This is a genomic window from Myceligenerans cantabricum (assembly GCF_054777735.1).
Genome location: NZ_BAAHAJ010000008.1, coordinates 121,326 through 137,843, shown reverse-complemented (window position 1 = coordinate 137,843; position 16,518 = coordinate 121,326). Strand labels below are relative to the sequence as shown.

The window sequence follows — 16,518 nt, the reverse complement described above, 5'->3', positions numbered from 1 at the left end:
CCAGTGACGCGCCGAACGACAGTTGGAAAGACCACAACAACCGGTTTCTGACCGCCGGAACCGTCGCGAGGACCGAGAACACGGCGCGGGAGCGCCCGCGGACCGAGCCCGGCGGTTCAGGAGAGCACCGTCTCCCGGTCCCCCATCCGCTGGCTGATCACGGTCGTCACGCCGTCGCCGCGCATGGTCACGCCGTACAGCGCGTCCGCAACCTCCATCGTGCGCTTCTGGTGCGTGATCACGATGAGCTGGCTGTCGTGCTGCAGCTCCCGGAAGATGTCGATGAGCCGGCCGAGGTTCACGTCGTCGAGCGCCGCCTCCACCTCGTCCATGATGTAGAACGGGCTCGGGCGTGCCTTGAAGATCGACACGAGGAACGCCACGGCCGCCAGCGACCGCTCGCCGCCCGACAGCAGCGACAGCCGCTTGACCTTCTTCCCCGCCGGCCGCGCCTCCACCTCGATGCCGGTCGACAGCAGGTCGGACGGGTCGGTCAGCTTGAGCTTGCCCTCCCCGCCGGGGAAGAGCCGAGGGAAGATCTCCAGGAACTTGTCCGCGGTGTCCTGGAACGCCTCGGCGAACACCTGCTGCACGCGGTCGTCGATGTCGGAGACGATCTGCAGCAGGTCCTCGCGCGACTTCTTCAGGTCCGCGAGCTGGGTCTCCAGGAACTGGTGCCGCTCCTCGAGGGCGGCGAACTCCTCCAGGGCCAGCGGGTTCACCGCGCCGAGCCGCGAGAGCGCGCGCTCGGCCTTCTTCAGGCGGTTCTCCTGCTCCTCACGCACGTACGGGACCGTCCGGTCCGGCTCCGGCGGCCCGACGGCGGGCGCGGGCTCGGCCACCGGCTCGTCGTCCCCGTCGCCGTCCGCCTTCTCCTCGCTCTGCGGCTCGACGCCCGCGACCTCCTGGACCACCTTCGCGGCCTCCGGGTCGGCCGGGTCGAGGCCGAACTCGCGCAGGGCCGAGGCGCGCAGCGCGAGGGCCTCCTCGCGGGCGGCGGCGCCGCGCGGGAGCCTCGGGTCGCCCTCGTAGCGGACCGGGCTGCCCTCCTCGTCCCGCTCCACGACCGCACGGCGCGTGCGACGGCGGACCGGGGCGTCACCGTCGTACACGGGGATCGGCTGGTGAGGGCCGAACTCCTCGACGAGCTTGTCCGGGTCGGTGCCCAGCTCGTCGATGGCGCGGGCCTGGAGCTGCTCCAGGCGGAGGCGCTGCTGGGTACGGGCGACCTCGTCCTTGTGCGCGACGTCGGTCAGCTCGCGCAGCTCCGCGGTCAGCGACTCGACGGTGCTCCGCACGGTGCCCAGGCGGGCGTTCCCCGCGGACCGCGCCTCCTCGGCGGCGGCCTTCTCCTCCTGCGCACGAGCGAGGGACCGTCCGATCCGTTCCAGCGCCACGGCCGCGCCCTGGCGCACCACCACCGCGCGCGCCGCGTCCCGCTGCCGGGCGGCCGCCCGCTCGGCCGCCGCCGCCCGGGCCTCGCGCTCCTGCTGCGCGGCGTGGGCCAGGGCCTGCGCGCGGCCGGAGACCGCGCGCTCCCGCTCCTCGGCCGTCCGCAGCGCGAGCCGGACCTCGGTCTCGCGCGCGCGGGCCTCGATGGCGCCGGCGGCGGCCCGGTCGCGCTCGGACTGGGCCAGGTCCAGGGACTCCGCGGCCTGCTCGGGCTCCTCCTCGGCCGCCTCGAGACGCTCGACGAGCGCCGCGAGCTCCATCTCGTCCTCCTCTCGGCGGGCCATCGCCTGCTCGAGGGCGGCACGGTGACGGTCCGCCTCGTCGCGCGCCGACCGGGCCGAGGCACCGAGCGAGCCGAGCTGCTCGGCGACCGCGGCCAGGGCGGCGTCGGACTCGTTGAGCCGGGCCAGGGTGTCGTCGTGGTGCGTGGTCGCCGCGTCGAGGTCCTCCCGCGCCGTGGCGAGCCGGGTCTCGGCGCTCTCCTGGCGGGCGGCGGCGTCGTCGCGCATGGCCTTGGCCTCGTCGAGAGCGGCCTGCAGGTGCAGGACGCTCGGCGCGGCGGCCGAGCCGCCCCAGGCGCGCGCGCCGCCCAGCAGGTCGCCGGCGCGGGTCGCGGCCACGAGCTCGGGGGCGTCACGCACGAAGGCGCGGGCGCGGGCGAGGTCGTCCACGACGACGACGTCCCGCAGGATCGTGCGCAGCCCGGCCTCGGCGGGCCCGGCGGCGTGCACGACGTCGGCCGCCCAGCGCACGCCGTCGGGCAGCGTCACGTCCGGGTGGGCCGGCTGCCCGGCCCCCGAGGCGCCGACCACCAGGCTCGCGCGGCCCGCGTCCTCGTCGCGCAGCAGCCGCAGGGCGTCGACGGCGGCGTCCAGGCCGGACACGGCCACGGCGTCGGCGAGCGGGCCGAGCGCGGCGGCGACCGCGTCCTCGAACCCCGGCTCGACACCCAGGAGAGCCGCGACCGAGCCGAGCACGCCCGGCTGGTCCGCGGCGAGCAGCGTGCCCGCGCCGTCCTTGCGGTCCAGGCTGAGCTGCAGCGCCTCCACGCGCGCGCCCGAGGCGGTGCGCTCCTTCTCGGCCGCGGACCGCTCCTCGGACAGCCGCTCGACGACGCCCTTGGCGAGCTCCAGCGCCTGGGCCGCCGCCTCGTGCGCCGCGTCCAGGCCTTCCTCGCCCTCCTCCACGCCCGACACCTCGGACTCCAGCGCGGCGAACTCGCGCCCCGCCTCCTCGGCACGGTGCTCGGCGTCGAACACGGCCTCCCGCAGCCGGGACAGCTCGGCCTCGGCGGCCTCGACCCGGCTGCGCCGCGCCGCGACCTGGCCGGCCAGCCGCGCCACACCCTCGCGACGGTCGGCCGCCGCGCGCATCAAGGAACCGTGGGCCCGCTCCGCCTCCTGGACGACGGACTCCGCCTCCGTGCGCGCCTCGATCGCGGACTCCACGGCCTCGCGGGCGATCTCGACCTCGGACGCCAGCTCCTCCTCGCTGGACCGGGCGCGGGCCGCCTGCGCCTCCAGGTCGTCGGGGTCCTGGCCCTGGTGCTGGGCGTGGTCCGTGGTGCCGAGCAGACGGGCGCGCTCGTCCGCCAGGGACTGGAGCGCACGCAGGCGCTCCCGGGTCTGGGACAGGGCGAAGAGCGTGTCGCCGGCGCGGCTCACCTCGGTGGACGTCGCCGACGCCGACTGCTCCAGCCGGGACAGCTCGGACCGCGCCTCGGCGAGGCCCGCCTCGGCCTGGGCCTGGCGTTCCTTCAGCGCGCTCTCGTCGGCGAGGTCGGCCTCGATCTGGGCCTGGAGCTGGGCGAGGTCGTCCGCGAGCAGACGGGCGCGGGCGTCGCGCAGGTCGCGCTGCACGGTCTGCGCCTTGCGGGCCGCCTCGGCCTGCCTGCCCAGCGGGCCGAGCTGGCGGCGCAGCTCGGCGGTGAGGTCCGCGAGCCGGGCCAGGTTGCCCTGCATCTGGTCGAGCTTCCGCAGCGCCTTCTCCTTGCGCTTGCGGTGCTTGAGGACGCCGGCCGCCTCCTCGATGAAGCCGCGCCGCTCCTCGGGGGTGGCGCGCAGGACGGCGTCCAGCTGGCCCTGTCCGACCACGACGTGCATCTCACGCCCGATGCCGGAGTCACTCAGCAGCTCCTGGATGTCCAGGAGGCGGCAGGACGAGCCGTTGATCGCGTACTCGGACCCGCCAGTGCGGAACAGGGTCCGGCTGATCGTGACCTCGGTGTAGTCGATCGGCAGGGCGCCGTCGGTGTTGTCGATGGTCAGGCTGACCTCGGCGCGGCCGAGCGGGGCGCGGCCGGAGGTGCCGGCGAAGATGACGTCGTCCATCTTGCCGCCGCGCAGCGACTTGGCCCCCTGCTCGCCCATCACCCAGGACAGCGCGTCGACGACGTTCGACTTGCCCGAGCCGTTGGGACCCACCACACAGGTGATGCCGGGCTCGAGGTTCAGCGTGGTCGCCGACGCGAAGGACTTGAAACCCCGCAGCGTGAGCGTCTTGAGGTGCACCCGGAGAGCGTAGCGGCAACACGCCGGTCCGCAGGGCACGCCGACCGGCGAGGCCGCGATCCGACAGGGCCGGGGCGGTCCGTCACCGGGGTGACGGACCGCCCCGGCAGGGAGGGGACGGTCAGAGTCCCGGGAACCAGAGGCCGATCTCGCGGGCGGCCGACTCCTCCGAGTCGCTGCCGTGGACCAGGTTCTGGACCACCTTGAGGCCCCAGTCGCGGCCGAGGTCACCGCGGATCGTGCCGGGGGCGGCCGCGGTGGGGTTCGTGGCGCCGGCCAGCGAGCGGAAGCCGGGGATGACGCCCTCGCCCTCGGCGACGACGGCCAGCACCGGGCCCGACATCATGAACTCCACCAGCGGCTCGAAGAAGGGCTTGCCCTCGTGCTCGGCATAGTGCTGGTGCAGCACGTCGGTGGTGGCGTCGAGCAGCTGCACGGCGCGCAGCGCGTACCCCTTGGCCTCGATGCGGCGAAGGATCTCGCCGGACAGGCCGCGGCGCACGCCGTCGGGCTTCACCAGCACGAGCGTGCGCTCGGCCACGGGCACCTCGGCGGTCTCGGGAGGCAGGGTCTCGGTAGCGACGTCGGTCATGAGGACCAGGGTAGTGGGGCTGACCGACGCCGGTCGCCGGGCTCCGTCAGAGGTTGGGTGCGGTCTCCGGGTGCGCGGCGTCGTACGCGGCACGCTCCCGGTCGACGCGCGAGCCGAGCCGCAGCGCGACCACCCACAGCACCACGAAGACCAGGTTCACCACGGTCGCGAGCGGCACGGCGAGACCCGTGGCCAGCACCAGCACCTGCCCGAGAGTCCCGGCGACGATCCCCGCAGGGCGGGCGGTGAACCGGGAGAGCACCAGGAGCAGCAGCGTGAGGCCGCCGCCCACGCCCCACACGAGGGCGGCCGAGTCGGACTGCAGCGGGCCGCGCTCGTAGGCGAGGTCGCGGAGCCCGAACGCGACCAGCGTCACGAACAGCACCAGGACCGCCTCGCAGGCCAGCACGGTGGAGGTGAACTGCACCAGTGCGGACGGCCTGGCCTTGATGCGGTCCCCGGGGACGGGTCGGTCCTTGCTCACCCCGTCACGATATCCGCCCGGGCACGGTGCGACGCACCACGTCCGTGCCGCACGGTCAGCCGGCCCCGCACGGCCGGTCCGTGCCGCCGGTGAAGATCTCGCCCAGCTCCGCGGTCGCGTCCCGCAGGTGGGTGCTGATCGTGGCACCACCCCCCGAGCGGACCCAGGCCAGCGTGGTCGCCTGCGCGATCGCGCCGGTGGCCGCCAGGAGCGTCTCCGGCTCGGGCATGCCGGACACGGCCGCCTCCCGCGCACCGAAGAGCGTCAGCAGCTCGGTCCGATGGCGTTCGACGCCGTCCTGGTGCTGCTGCAGCAGCCGCGGCTCACGGCGGACAAGCTCCACGGCGGTCATCACCCGGTCCGGGTCGTCACCGATCTTGTCCAGCAGGCTCCCGATGAGCGCCTGCAGGTCGGTGAGCAGGTGACCGGTGGGGCCACCGTCGGCGAACGCCCGCGAGGCCTCCGGGTCGAGGCCGATGTCGGTCGGGATCCCCACGACCGCCTTGTCCTTCGAGTCGAAGTAGTTGAAGAAGGTCCGCGGCGAGACCCCGGCCTCGGCGGCGATGCGGTCGGTGGTCACGGCGTCGTACCCGTGCTCCCGGACGAGGCGCTGGGCGGCGTCGATGATGGCGCCGCGCCGTGCGAGCCGGTTGCGCTCGCGCAGACCGGGTTCGTGCTCGCTCATACTTCGCCGAAGCCCGAGGCGATCATCTCCGCCAGGACCTCGGCGGTACCGGCCGCGTCCTGTCCGCTCACGGTGATCGTCAGCTCGTGCCCCTGGGTCGCCCCGAGCGCCATGAGCTGGAGCACGCTCGACGCGTCCACGCCGTCGACCAGCACCGACGCGCCGAGCTCGGCCACCTTCCGCGAGACCAGGGCGGCGGGGCGCGCGTGCAGCCCGAGGGGGTTGCGCAGCGTCGCCCTGGTCGTGACGCTCCCCGCGTCGTCGCGGTCCGCGGCGGCACCGTCGCCTGCGGCGTCCGGCGGGGTCGACTCGGAGGCCTGCGCGAACGTCCTGCCTGCCGCACGGACCGCGGCGACCACGCCGTCGGCGTCGGACCCGCCGTGCGCGGCGACGGCCGCGGCGACCGCGCCCTCGACGAACGGACCGGGCGCGAGGAACGTCCTGGTGGCCAGCGACTCGTCGACCTCCAGGGCCGACTCCACGGTCAGCCCGGAGGAGCCCAGGTCAGCGAGGACGACGACGTCCTGGGCGGCCTCGGCCGCCGTGCGCAGCGCCTCGGTCACGTCGTCGAGCGCGCTGCCCAGGCCGCCGTCGGGCAGACCGCCGGCGGGCAGGATCGTGACGTCCGGCGCCATCTGCCCGGCGAGCTCGGCCAGGCCCCGCGCCATCCCGGCCGAGTGCGACACGAGGACGATCGAGACCGTCATGCCCGCTCCTCCGCGAGCGCCCGGACGGCGGCAGCGAGGAGGAGCGCGGTCGAGCGCGCTCCGGGGTCCTCGTGCCCGGCGCTGCGTTCACCCAGGTAGGAGGCGCGGCCCTTCGTGGCGACGAGCGGGATGGTCGCCGTCGCCCCGGTGTCGGCGGCCGCGGCGGCGGCCCGCAGCACGTCGGCCTCCTCACCCTCGCCGGCGGCGCTCTCGGCGGCGTCGACGGCGGCCGACCAGGCGTCGACCATGGTCTTCTCGCCCGGTTCGGCCTTGCCCCGGGCGGTGATGCCCTCCAGGGCGGACTCGAGCATCGCGACGACGGCGCGCGTGTCGAGGGTCTCGTGGCCGGTCACCTTCGCGGCGCGGAGGAACGCCGTGCCGTAGAGCGGGCCGGCCGCGCCGCCCACCGTGGACATGAGGGTGGTCGCGGTGAGCTTGAGGATGTCTCCGACGAGCCGGGGCTCCCCGGGCGTGGTCTCGCGGGCGTCCAGCTTGGCGACGACCGTCCGGAATCCGCGGACGAGGTTCTCGCCGTGGTCGCCGTCGCCGATCTGCCGGTCCAGCTCGGTCAGCTCGTCGCGGTTGTCGGTGACCGCGTCGGCGGTGTACCGGATCCAGCGTTCCGCCCAGTCAGCATCCAGCGTCACCGCAGCATCACCTACGCCTTCCCGTCAGTCCGTCCGCAAATGTACTTTCACCCCGCGCCGCGTGCACGTAGCGGTTCACCAGCGCAGCGCCGCCGTGTGCACGGGGGCGTCCCACAACGCCTCGAGCTCGCCGTCCAGCCGCAGCACGGTGACCGACGCGCCCTGCATCTCGAGGGACGTGACGTAGCTCCCCACGAGCGAGCGGGACACGGTCACGCCCCGCTGTTCGAGCAGGCGCCGCGCTCGACCATAGACCACGTAGAGCTCGGAAGCCGGTGTTCCGCCCATACCGTTGACGAACAGCAACACACGCTCGCCCGGCGCCAGCCCGAGGTCGTCCGCGACGGGGTCGAGCAGCATCCGGGTCACCTCGTCGGCCGGTGCCGCCTTGATGCGGTGCCGGCCCGGTTCGCCGTGGATGCCGATGCCGATCTCCACCTCGTCGGCGGGCAGGTCGAAGCTCGGCACGCCGACGTGCGGCACCGTGCAGGCGGTGAGGGCGACCCCCATGGACCGCACGTTGTCCACCACCTGCTGCGCGATGCGGGTGACGGTGTCCAGGTCGGCACCCCGGCGCGCGGCCGCGCCGGCGATCTTCTCCACGCAGAGGGTGCCCGCGACGCCCCGGCGGCCCGCGGTGTAGGTCGAGTCCTCGACGGCGACGTCGTCGTTCACGAGGACCGAGGAGACGTCCACGCCCTCGGCCTGGGCGAGCTCGACGGCGAGGTCGAAGTTGAGCACGTCGCCCGTGTAGTTCTTGACGATGGCGAGCACGCCGGCGCCGCCGTCGGCCGCCTGGACGGCGGGCAGGATGTCGTCGGGCGTGGGCGAGGTGAAGACGGCGCCCGGGACGGCGGCGTCGAGCATCCCGTCGCCGACGAAGCCGCTGTGCAGCGGCTCGTGCCCGGAGCCGCCACCGCTGACGATCCCCACCTTGCCGGTGGTGGCGCCGCCGGTGCGGGTCACGTAGGTGGGGTCGTGGTGCACCTGCACCAGGTCGGAGTGCGCGACGGCGAATCCCGCCAGCGACTCGGCGACGGCGTTCTCGGGATCGTTGAGCAGCTTCTTCACGGCTGGTCCCTTTCTCGTCGGCCCGGGCAGACCCATCTTCTCACCGGCGCAGGAGGGCGCGGGCCTCGGCGACGGTGACCACCGAGCCGGTGACGAGGACCGCCGTGCCCGTGCCCACGCCGACGGTGTCCCCGGCCTCCACCAGGTTCGTGGCCGTCTGGATCGCCTCGGCGATGTCCGGCTCGACGTGCACCCGGTCCTCGCCGAAGACGTCGTTCGCGACCTCCGCCAGCTCCTCCGGGTCCATCGCGCGCTCGCTGGCGTTGCGGGTGACCACGACCTCCGCGAGCGCCGGCTCCAGGACGGAGAGCAGTCCCTCGGCGTCCTTGTCGGCCATGATGCCGACGACGCCGACGACGCGCTCCAGGTCGAACGCCTCTCCCAGCGTTTCGACCATGGCGTCGGCCCCGGCGGGGTTGTGCGCGACGTCGACGATCGTGAGCGGGCTCGAGCGCACCACCTCGAGCCGTCCGGGGCTGGTGACCTGCGCGAACCCCGCCTCGACCACCGCACCGGAGAGCGCCTTGCCGCCGCCGATCAGCACCTCGGTGGCGGCCAGCGCGAGGAGGGCGTTGTGCGCCTGGTGCGCGCCGTGCAGCGGCACGAACACGTCCGTGTAGAGGCCGGCGGGAGTGCGCAGCGCGACCAGCTGACCGCCGACGGCGAGCTGCCGGCCCGCGACCTCCAGGTCGATGCCCTCGCGCACAAGGTGTGCGCCGACCTGGCCGGCGCGGGTCCTGATCTCGGTGTCGGCGTCGTCGCGCTGGGCGGCCACGACCGCCGTCGCGCCGTCCTTGATGATCCCGGCCTTCTCCGCGGCGATCTCGGCGAGGGTGTGGCCGAGCCACTTCTCGTGGTCCATCGCGACGGGCGTGAGGACGGCGATCTGCGCGTCGACCACGTTCGTGGAGTCCCAGCCGCCGCCGAGGCCGACCTCGATGACCGCGACGTCCACGGGCGCGTCGGCGAACGCGGCGATGGCCATGACGGTCAGCACCTCGAAGAAGCTCAGCGGAGGACCGCCGTCGGCCTCGGACTCGCGGTCGACGACGCCGAGGTACGGGGCGACGTCCTCGAAGACCTCGACGAAGCGGTCCTCGTCGAGGGGCTCACCGTCGATCTGGATGCGCTCGGTGACGCTGGACAGGTGCGGGCTGGTGAACAGGCCGGTGCGCAGGCCGTGCTCACGGACCAGGGACTCGACCATGCGGGCCGTCGAGGACTTGCCGTTCGTGCCGGTCAGGTGGACCGTCCGGAAGGCGCGGTGCGGGTCGCCCAGCAGCTCCATCACCCGCTCGACCCGCTCCAGGGTGGGGTCCATCTTGTGCTCGGGCATCCGGGAGAAGATCTCGCGGGTCACGGTCTTGAAGGCGTCGCTCACGTGACGAGGATAGGCACGCGAAGGCCGCGAAGGGCGACGAGTCCGCAGGTGCGTTCGGGCTCTGACCATCGTGCCGAGCGTCTCCACCAGTCGCTCACCCTCATGGCCGTGCCACCCGGGAAATCCGGACGGACCTGGAACCGCAGCGACCGGACTGACTACGCTCGTCAGGTGCCCGACGACGCTGCGACCAGCCGGTATGTCACCTTCGACGGAGTCGCCGAAGTGTCACGAGTCCCGTCGTCGATACCGATGCTCGTCGTCCCCGACAACGTCCTGCGCTTCACCGAGGGCCCTGTTCCGGTCACTCTTGAGCACGACGGGCGGGAAGTGGGGGCTTGGGCATGGGCAGAGCGTGCGTGGAGCGGCGCGGACCGGCCGACGGTCCGGTCCGTCTCAGCAGCAGCGCCGACCTTCGCCCTCAGCAGGATCTTGTCGTCGCGGCTCGGCATCGCCGGCCGCACCCGGGATGAGCTCTGTGCCGTCTCGGTCCATGTACCGGTGCCCGTCACGCTCTCGCCGGTGATGCCGCTCGTCGACGACCTGCCCAGGAGCAACGAGGTCCAGGTGCCTGCCGGCCTCCCGGGGCCCGAGGGCGCGGCCGTGATGATCCGGAACGGAGTGGCGGCGTCGGTGGTCATCGTGGTCCGGGACCACGTGCGATCAGGAACGGCCCGGATCTCCAACCACCTACGCGTCATCACCGAGCCGGCGGCCGCGGCCGGACCGGGTAGCCCGAGCGTCGTTCTTCTTCACCTGCATCGCGGGAGGCTCACGAATATCCCCCAGATGATCAGTGGCGACCGGAGACCGCGCTGGATCGCCACCGTCAGCCGCGTTCTTCAGGCGACCGCAGAAGGTGGCCTTCGGTGGTTCTTCCGGGCCGAGGAGCAGGCGATGCGGGTCGTCTTCGCTCATCCGTACGACGAGCACCAGCACGTCGTCAGCCTGACGGACGGTGCGCTGTCGCGACTTGGCGTGCGCTCCGGGGACAAGGCCGTGCTCAACTGGCTGGGAAACGAGACCGAGATCACCGTCCTGCAGGACCATGCACCGGAAGGCACCACCCCTGAGGACGGTTCGGCCGGGGTCAGGTCTCCAGGTCGGTCGCACGACCCGACCAAGCCCGGGCCCGCCATGGGCATGTCACCGCACCTCGCGATCCGTGTCCCCACCGCCCTGCGCCACCTCATGCATCTGCCTGCCGCGTCAATCGTGACCGTTCGGCGCAGCACTCGCTCCGTCCTGGCAAGGAACCTGAACAACCTCATCATTCCCGTCGCATCACTCGCCCTCGCCGGAGCCGCCCTGAACGACCCCAACTGGCTCGTCCTCACCGTGGGTGCGATCGCCACAGCCCTGTTGGGCCTCAGCCGCCTCCGCATGGGCAATAGGCGCGCCACTCCATTGGGGCGGAAACACTGACGGTCACGTGGCATCGGTCAGGTTGGCGTTCCCCTCGGCCGATCGGCGCGGGCGGTCGGCAGGGTCAGACGAGCCACCCCTGTTCGCGGGCCGTGGAGACCGCGGCCGTGCGGTCCTGGACGTCGAGCTTGGTGAAGATACGGATCAGGTGCGTCTTCACGGTGGCCTCCGAGATGAACAGGCGGGCGCCGACCTGCGCGTTGGAGTCGCCGTTCGCCACCAAGGACAGCACCTCGACCTCGCGCGGGCTGAGCCGGTCGGTGCGCACCGAGGACACCAGGCGGGTCGCCACGCTCGGCGCCAGCACCGTCTCGCCCCGGGCCGCGGCGCGGACCCCGGCGACCAGGTCCGCGCGCGGCGTGTCCTTGAGCAGGTAGCCCGTGGCACCGGCCTCGACCGCACGCAGGATGTCGGCATCGGTGTCATAGGTGGTCAGGACGACGACGCGCGGCGAGGCGTCCGCTGCCCGGATCCGGGACGTCGCCCCGACGCCGTCGAGCACCGGCATCCGCAGGTCCATGAGCACGACGTCGGGCATCAGCGCACCGGCCAGCTCGACGGCCTCGGCACCGTCGCCCGCCTCACCGACCACCTCGAGATCGGGTTCGACGGTCAACATGCCGATCAGGCCGGAACGCACCACTGGATGGTCGTCCACCACCAGCACCCGGATCATCTGCTCCACCCTTCTGTCGTGCCCGTTGCTCCCTCGGCACACGTCAGCGGCAGCCACGCCGCCAGCCGCGTACCGCCCTCCGCGCCGGGGCCGATCGACAGCCCGCCACCCGCCGTCGCGACACGTTCCCGCATCCCCGTCAGGCCGAACCCCTCGCCGGCGCCCAGGCCGAAGCTCGCGGGCAGCCCGCGGCCGTCGTCGGACACCTCGAGCCGGACGGCATCGTCCGCGCACACGAGACGGACCTCGACCGCGCTGGCGTCCGCGTGCCGCCGCACGTTGGCGAGCGCCTCCTGCGCCACCCGCAGCAGCACGACCTCGGCCGACGGCGGCAGGCCCAGCACGCCGTCCAGGATCAGCCACGCCTCCGTCCCCGTCTCGTCACCGAACCGGGTCACGAGCCGGCCGAGCGCCTCCGCCAGGGACTTCTCCTTGAGGGCTGCCGGCGCGAACGCCGCGACCAGCGCCCGGGCCTCGGCGAGGTTGTCGCGGGCCGTCTCCTCGATCAGGTGGAGACGATCCTGCGCCGCCTCGGGGCCGTCGGCGTCCAGCAGCGCTGACGCGGCCTGTGCCTGCATGACGACGCTCGTGAAACCCTGTGCGAGCGTGTCGTGGATCTCCCGGGCGATCCGTGCCCGCTCGGCCTCGACACCGGCCGCATGATGAGATCCGGCCAGGGCGTCCTGCGCGGCCTGCAGCTTGGTGACCAGGCGCGCGTGCTCCTCAGCCCGCCGCATCGTCCACGCCGTCCACATCCCCAGCCCGACGGCGAACACGAGGACCACCGCCATCTGGGCCGGGACGCCCGTCAGGGCCTCCCGGTCGAGACCCACGCGGAACAGCGTCCCCGCGGTCGCCGACACCGCCAGCGCCACGCTGGCCAGCAACGACCAGAGACGGCGGTCGAGCAGCATCCAGCAGTGCGCGAACGCCACGAACAGCAGGAAGGAGGCCTCACCGGTGACGGCGAGCGCCACCCCGACGCCGATCACGACGACCACCAGATGCAGGCCCGCCCGCACCTGGTCCCGGGTGCGGGCGGCACGGGCACCCCACCCGGCGTACGCCACGCCGATCGCGCCGACGGCCCCGCAGGCCACCAGCAGGTCCACGCCGCGTGCGCCCTGCAGGACGATCTGCAGCACGGTCAGGGCGAGCACCACCCAGAAGGCGACGTCCCACCACACGACGATCCGCCCCCAGGAGTCGTACGGACCGCCGGGGGCCGGTGGCAGGTCGTCGGTCTGGACGTCCGCCGTCCGGACGGCCGCCTGCGGCCGGCCTCCACCGGCGCCCGCCTCGTCACCCGTCATCGCGCCTCCGCCAGCGGAACGTCCGTACTCCGATCACGAGTCCCAGGATCAACCAGAATCCCAGCGCCGTCGCGACCGAGAGGTGCTGCCAGGTGCCGGACGGCTCGATCACGGCGAACTCGTCCGGCAGGAACACGGACCGCATGCCCTGCGCCAGCCACTTGAGGGGGAAGAGCTGCGCGATCTGCTGCATCCAGCCGGGCAGGGACGGGTAGGCGAAGAAGACTCCGGAGATGAACTGCAGCACCAGCACCACCGGCGTCACGACCGCCGACGCAGAACGTCCCGACCGCGGAACCGTCGAGAACGCCACTCCGCACACCGCCCCCGTGGCCGTGCCCAGGGCAAACACCCAGGCGAACGTGACCCACCGGTTGCTGTCGGGCATCGGCACGTCGAAGACCGTCGCGGCGAGAACGAGCAGGGCCCCCACCTGCACGACCGAGACGAGGAGCACCTGCCCCACCTTGCCGAGGAAGTACGAGACCGCAGGCAGCGGCGTGGCGCGCAGGCGCTTGAGCGTGCCGTCGTCGCGCTCGACCGCGATCGAGATCGCCATGGTCTGGAAGCTCGACAGCATGATGCCGGTGGCGATCATGCCGGGCAGGAAGTACTGGGCGAAGCCGATCTCCAGATCTCCCGTGCCGACGTCGAACACCTGCGCGTCGTCGCTGAGCACCGAGGCGAAGATCGCCATCATGATCAGCGGGTACGCGAAGATGAAGATCATCGCGTCGCGCTCCCGGACGAACCCGAGCAGCTCGACGCGAGCACGGACCAGACCCAACGCGAGCGGGCCCGGCAGCCGTGCTGGTCGTGCCGGCCGGGCACGGCCGACGGTGGCGGTGGTGGCGGTCATCGCGGGTCCTCCTCGGCCGGGTGCTCCGGCTCGTCCCGGCCGGCCTGGGCACCGCTGCCGATCAGGTCGAGATACACGTCCTCGAGGGTCGGGCGGGTCACGGTGAGACCTGGGACCTCGCCCTCCGGGCCACCGAGCTCGGCGGCGAGCCGCGCCACCGCCTCGGTGGGGCGGTCCGTGCGGAGCGTGCGGTGCTCGCGGTCGTGCAGCCAGCTGATCACCGGGGTACGGGCCTCGGCGCCGCCGAGGCTGTCCGGCGCCCCGGTCGCCACGACGCGTCCGTGGTCCACGACGGCGGCACGGTCCGCCAGGTAGGCGGCCTCGTCCAGGTAGTGGGTGGTCAGCACGATGGTGGTGCCGTCGTCGCGCAGGCCGGTGAGCAGGTCCCAGAAGGCACGGCGGGCCTGCGGGTCGAAGCCGGTCGTGGGCTCGTCGAGGAAGAGGAGCTCGGGCTGCCCGACGATGCCGAGCGCGACGTCCAGCCGACGGCGCTGGCCGCCGGACAGGGCCCGGACGCGCTTGCGGGCGTGCTCGGTGAGGCCGACCGCCTCGATGACGCCCGCGGGGTCGCGCGGCGCCGGGTAGTACCGCGCCGTCGCGCCGACCATCTCGGCGACCGTCAGCTCCCCCAGGTCTCGCGAGTCCTGCTGCACGACGCCGATCCTGGCGCGCCACGACCGTCCGGCGCGAGCCGGATCTTCGCCGAGCACCGAGACCTCCCCGGCATCGCGCTCCCGGAAACCTTCCAGGATCTCGACCGTGGTCGTCTTCCCGGCGCCGTTCGGCCCCAGGACGGCGAAGATCTCGCCGCGCCCGACGTCCAGGTCGAGACCGTCGACCGCCGCCGTGCGCGGCCCGCGCGCTCCACCACGGGGGCGATACGTCTTGCGCAGCCCGCGCACGCGCAGCGTCGCCCCGTCCCGTGCCGGTCCCGATGCCGATATCGCCACCGGTGCTCTGTCCGTCCGCATGCCGATCATGCTTCCGCGTGGCGCCCGGTGCGCGCCAGCACCGTTCGGACGGACCTGGATTCAACCGATCGGTTGACCCGCGAGTTCAGCCGGCCGTCCCGGAGGCCGGACCGGCCGCCCGCGGAGTCAGCCGTAGATCTTCGCCGCGTACGCCGGGCCGTAGTACTCGTCGAGCTCGGCGAGCGAATCGCCCTGACGCTCCAGCGCCTGGGAGATGACGGCGCGGCGCGGGACAGCCTCGGGCTCCCACGACTCGGGGTCCCAGGTGCGCGAGCGGAGAAACGCCTTCGGGCAGTGGTAGAAGACCTCGGCGATCTCGACCTCGAGCCCGAGGACCGGGACGTGGGTGCGCACCTGGAGGTCCCCGAACCACGGCGCGTCCCGCACGATGCGCGCGGTCCCGTTGACCCGGAGGGTGTCGCCCCGCCCGGGAACGATGAACTCGAGACCCACCCGCGGGTCGGCCAGCAGGTTGTGGAACCCGTCCGCGCGGCGGTTGCCCGGGCGCTCCGGGATGCCGAGAGTGCGGTCGTCGAGCACGACGACGAGCGAGCCGGCCGGGTCACCCTTCGGCGAGACGTCGAGCTGGCCCTCGGGGTCGCCGGTCGCCACGAAGCACAGGGAGGATGCCGCGAGGAACTGCCGGTCGAGCTCGTGGAGCGCGGCCCGGGTCTTGTCCCGCGCCGTCGCCTGAGGATGTCCGACGACGTCCTCCAGCTCCGCGGCGGACGTGACCGGGGTCCCGAGTCGGGAGGTCGCTTCGCTCGTCATGATCCCCAACGTAGACCACGGTTCCGTGGCCCCACCGCCACCACGTCGCGCCTCATGACCCGACCACCTCAGCCTCAGCCTCGGCCTCCGTCCGCTCGCGCAGCCGCCACGCCGCGACCACCACCCCTGCCTGCAGCGCGATCGCCCACATCGCCACCACGCCGTGGTCGCCCGGCGTCACCAGGGTCTGCGACAGGTGACCCCCGAGCGTCATCAGCGGCTCCAGCGGGTACTCCCGCAGGTATCCGGAGCCGAGGTGCAGCTGCTGCAACGTCGCGTCCATGGCGAGCACCAGCGACTGCGCCACCCAGACGAGCACGAGTGCGGGAATCCACATCAGCCAGGTCCACGGCCGGCCGTGCGCGACGCTGACCCCGAGCGCCAACCCCACGAGCACGGCGACGAACCAGTGCCCGTCGATGCCCAGCACCGGGATCGGCGGCAGGACGGCGTCCAGCGCGTCCTGCCCGAAGATGATCGGCAGCGCCAGCGCGCACGCGCGCCACCACACGGGCCCGGTCGTGGCGAGCAGCCCCAGGCCGAGCCCGACGGCGGTGGCGGTCAGGACGACGACGGCGATCCCCGTGCGGACGGCCGGGCCCTCCGGCCCGTCGCCGCCCCACAGGAGCGTCGCGGCCGCGGCCCCGAGCACGCCGACGAGGGCGGCCGCACCCACGAACCCGTGCCCTGACCGCTCGCCGCCGGCACGGGCCCGCGCACGACGCCGGACCAGCCCGGCCAGGCACCCGGCCGCCGCGCCACCCGCCACCGCTCCCGCGATCACCGCCCCGTGCCCGGGCGGCTCGGCCGAGATCGCCTCCGCCAGGCGCGCGGGGACGACGGCGAACGCCGACCACACCACCGCCGCCGTGACCAGCACACTCGTCGTCAACCACACACTCCGGCGGGCCTGGCCGGGATCGCCCGCGCGCTTCTCACCGCTCACGCGGGCGATCCTGGCAACATATCTCCAT

Annotated in this window: 15 protein-coding genes; 1 reads left to right on the top strand and 14 read right to left on the bottom strand. The window is 73.4% G+C overall.

The genetic code is table 11. The features are described 5' to 3' along the window. Nucleotides 1–116: 116 nt before the first annotated feature. The 8 genes from smc to ACYU96_RS07780 all read right to left on the bottom strand — a co-directional run bounded on the left by smc (nucleotide 117) and on the right by ACYU96_RS07780 (nucleotide 9,484). Nucleotides 117–3,962, bottom strand: coding sequence for a chromosome segregation protein SMC (gene smc, locus ACYU96_RS07815; protein ID WP_460751237.1), 3,846 nt, complete (start codon nucleotides 3,960–3,962; stop codon nucleotides 117–119). 121 nt (nucleotides 3,963–4,083) lie between these two features. Then, nucleotides 4,084–4,554: a nucleoside-diphosphate kinase gene (ndk, locus tag ACYU96_RS07810; protein WP_460751234.1), complete on the bottom strand. Its 471-nt coding sequence runs from the start codon at nucleotides 4,552–4,554 to the stop codon at nucleotides 4,084–4,086. Between the two features lie 46 nt (nucleotides 4,555–4,600). Continuing rightward, nucleotides 4,601–5,038, bottom strand: a complete 438-nt coding sequence (locus ACYU96_RS07805) for a DUF4233 domain-containing protein (RefSeq protein WP_460751231.1) — start codon at nucleotides 5,036–5,038, stop codon at nucleotides 4,601–4,603. A 55-nt stretch (nucleotides 5,039–5,093) separates the two neighbouring features. Further along, entirely contained in the window at nucleotides 5,094–5,723 is a 630-nt protein-coding gene (locus ACYU96_RS07800; RefSeq protein ID WP_460751228.1) for a TetR/AcrR family transcriptional regulator, read from the bottom strand. Continuing rightward, nucleotides 5,720–6,430, bottom strand: a complete 711-nt coding sequence (gene dhaM / locus ACYU96_RS07795) for a dihydroxyacetone kinase phosphoryl donor subunit DhaM (protein WP_460751225.1) — start codon at nucleotides 6,428–6,430, stop codon at nucleotides 5,720–5,722. The genes ACYU96_RS07800 and dhaM overlap by 4 nt, the downstream gene beginning before the upstream one ends. Further along, nucleotides 6,427–7,077, bottom strand: coding sequence for a dihydroxyacetone kinase subunit DhaL (dhaL, locus tag ACYU96_RS07790; protein WP_460751222.1), 651 nt, complete (start codon nucleotides 7,075–7,077; stop codon nucleotides 6,427–6,429). The genes dhaM and dhaL overlap by 4 nt, the downstream gene beginning before the upstream one ends. A gap of 75 nt (nucleotides 7,078–7,152) precedes the next feature. Further along, the gene (gene dhaK / locus ACYU96_RS07785; RefSeq protein ID WP_460751219.1) at nucleotides 7,153–8,148 is read right to left on the bottom strand and encodes a dihydroxyacetone kinase subunit DhaK; all 996 of its coding nucleotides are present in this window, start codon (nucleotides 8,146–8,148) and stop codon (nucleotides 7,153–7,155) included. Nucleotides 8,149–8,188: 40 nt separating this feature from the next. Next, entirely contained in the window at nucleotides 8,189–9,484 is a 1,296-nt protein-coding gene (locus ACYU96_RS07780; protein WP_460751946.1) for a bifunctional folylpolyglutamate synthase/dihydrofolate synthase, read from the bottom strand. 147 nt (nucleotides 9,485–9,631) lie between these two features. Here ACYU96_RS07780 and ACYU96_RS07775 point away from each other — a divergent pair, with 147 nt between their 5' ends. Further along, nucleotides 9,632–10,954 carry a hypothetical protein gene (locus ACYU96_RS07775; RefSeq protein ID WP_460751217.1) on the top strand — a complete coding sequence of 441 codons (1,323 nt, stop codon included), beginning with the start codon at nucleotides 9,632–9,634 and terminating at the stop codon, nucleotides 10,952–10,954. A gap of 64 nt (nucleotides 10,955–11,018) precedes the next feature. Here ACYU96_RS07775 and ACYU96_RS07770 read toward each other — a convergent pair whose 3' ends face one another. The 6 genes from ACYU96_RS07770 to ACYU96_RS07745 form a co-directional block, all read right to left on the bottom strand. Next, nucleotides 11,019–11,630, bottom strand: a complete 612-nt coding sequence (locus ACYU96_RS07770; RefSeq protein ID WP_460751944.1) for a response regulator — start codon at nucleotides 11,628–11,630, stop codon at nucleotides 11,019–11,021. Continuing rightward, nucleotides 11,627–12,943 carry a sensor histidine kinase gene (locus ACYU96_RS07765; RefSeq protein WP_460751214.1) on the bottom strand — a complete coding sequence of 439 codons (1,317 nt, stop codon included), beginning with the start codon at nucleotides 12,941–12,943 and terminating at the stop codon, nucleotides 11,627–11,629. The genes ACYU96_RS07770 and ACYU96_RS07765 overlap by 4 nt, the downstream gene beginning before the upstream one ends. Then, nucleotides 12,933–13,802: an ABC transporter permease gene (locus ACYU96_RS07760; protein ID WP_460751211.1), complete on the bottom strand. Its 870-nt coding sequence runs from the start codon at nucleotides 13,800–13,802 to the stop codon at nucleotides 12,933–12,935. The genes ACYU96_RS07765 and ACYU96_RS07760 overlap by 11 nt, the downstream gene beginning before the upstream one ends. Further along, entirely contained in the window at nucleotides 13,799–14,773 is a 975-nt protein-coding gene (locus tag ACYU96_RS07755) for an ABC transporter ATP-binding protein (protein ID WP_460751208.1), read from the bottom strand. The genes ACYU96_RS07760 and ACYU96_RS07755 overlap by 4 nt, the downstream gene beginning before the upstream one ends. Before the next feature lie 126 nt (nucleotides 14,774–14,899). Continuing rightward, nucleotides 14,900–15,544: an MSMEG_1061 family FMN-dependent PPOX-type flavoprotein gene (locus ACYU96_RS07750; RefSeq protein WP_460751205.1), complete on the bottom strand. Its 645-nt coding sequence runs from the start codon at nucleotides 15,542–15,544 to the stop codon at nucleotides 14,900–14,902. A 52-nt stretch (nucleotides 15,545–15,596) separates the two neighbouring features. Beyond that, nucleotides 15,597–16,490 carry a hypothetical protein gene (locus tag ACYU96_RS07745; RefSeq protein ID WP_460751202.1) on the bottom strand — a complete coding sequence of 298 codons (894 nt, stop codon included), beginning with the start codon at nucleotides 16,488–16,490 and terminating at the stop codon, nucleotides 15,597–15,599. Nucleotides 16,491–16,518 lie beyond the last annotated feature (28 nt).

What these genes read in the sequence shown, in the direction of transcription:
- ndk (WP_460751234.1), bottom strand. Translation starts at nt 4,554, where the DNA reads ATGACCGACGTCGCTACCGAGACCCTGCCTCCCGAGACCGCCGAGGTG.
- ACYU96_RS07800 (WP_460751228.1), bottom strand. Translation starts at nt 5,723, where the DNA reads ATGAGCGAGCACGAACCCGGTCTGCGCGAGCGCAACCGGCTCGCACGG.
- dhaM (WP_460751225.1), bottom strand. Translation starts at nt 6,430, where the DNA reads ATGACGGTCTCGATCGTCCTCGTGTCGCACTCGGCCGGGATGGCGCGG.
- ACYU96_RS07780 (WP_460751946.1), bottom strand. Translation starts at nt 9,484, where the DNA reads ATGCCCGAGCACAAGATGGACCCCACCCTGGAGCGGGTCGAGCGGGTG.
- ACYU96_RS07775 (WP_460751217.1), top strand. Translation starts at nt 9,632, where the DNA reads ATGGCCGTGCCACCCGGGAAATCCGGACGGACCTGGAACCGCAGCGAC.
- ACYU96_RS07770 (WP_460751944.1), bottom strand. Translation starts at nt 11,630, where the DNA reads ATGATCCGGGTGCTGGTGGTGGACGACCATCCAGTGGTGCGTTCCGGC.
- ACYU96_RS07765 (WP_460751214.1), bottom strand. Translation starts at nt 12,943, where the DNA reads ATGACGGGTGACGAGGCGGGCGCCGGTGGAGGCCGGCCGCAGGCGGCC.
- ACYU96_RS07760 (WP_460751211.1), bottom strand. Translation starts at nt 13,802, where the DNA reads ATGACCGCCACCACCGCCACCGTCGGCCGTGCCCGGCCGGCACGACCA.
- ACYU96_RS07755 (WP_460751208.1), bottom strand. Translation starts at nt 14,773, where the DNA reads ATGCGGACGGACAGAGCACCGGTGGCGATATCGGCATCGGGACCGGCA.
- ACYU96_RS07750 (WP_460751205.1), bottom strand. Translation starts at nt 15,544, where the DNA reads ATGACGAGCGAAGCGACCTCCCGACTCGGGACCCCGGTCACGTCCGCC.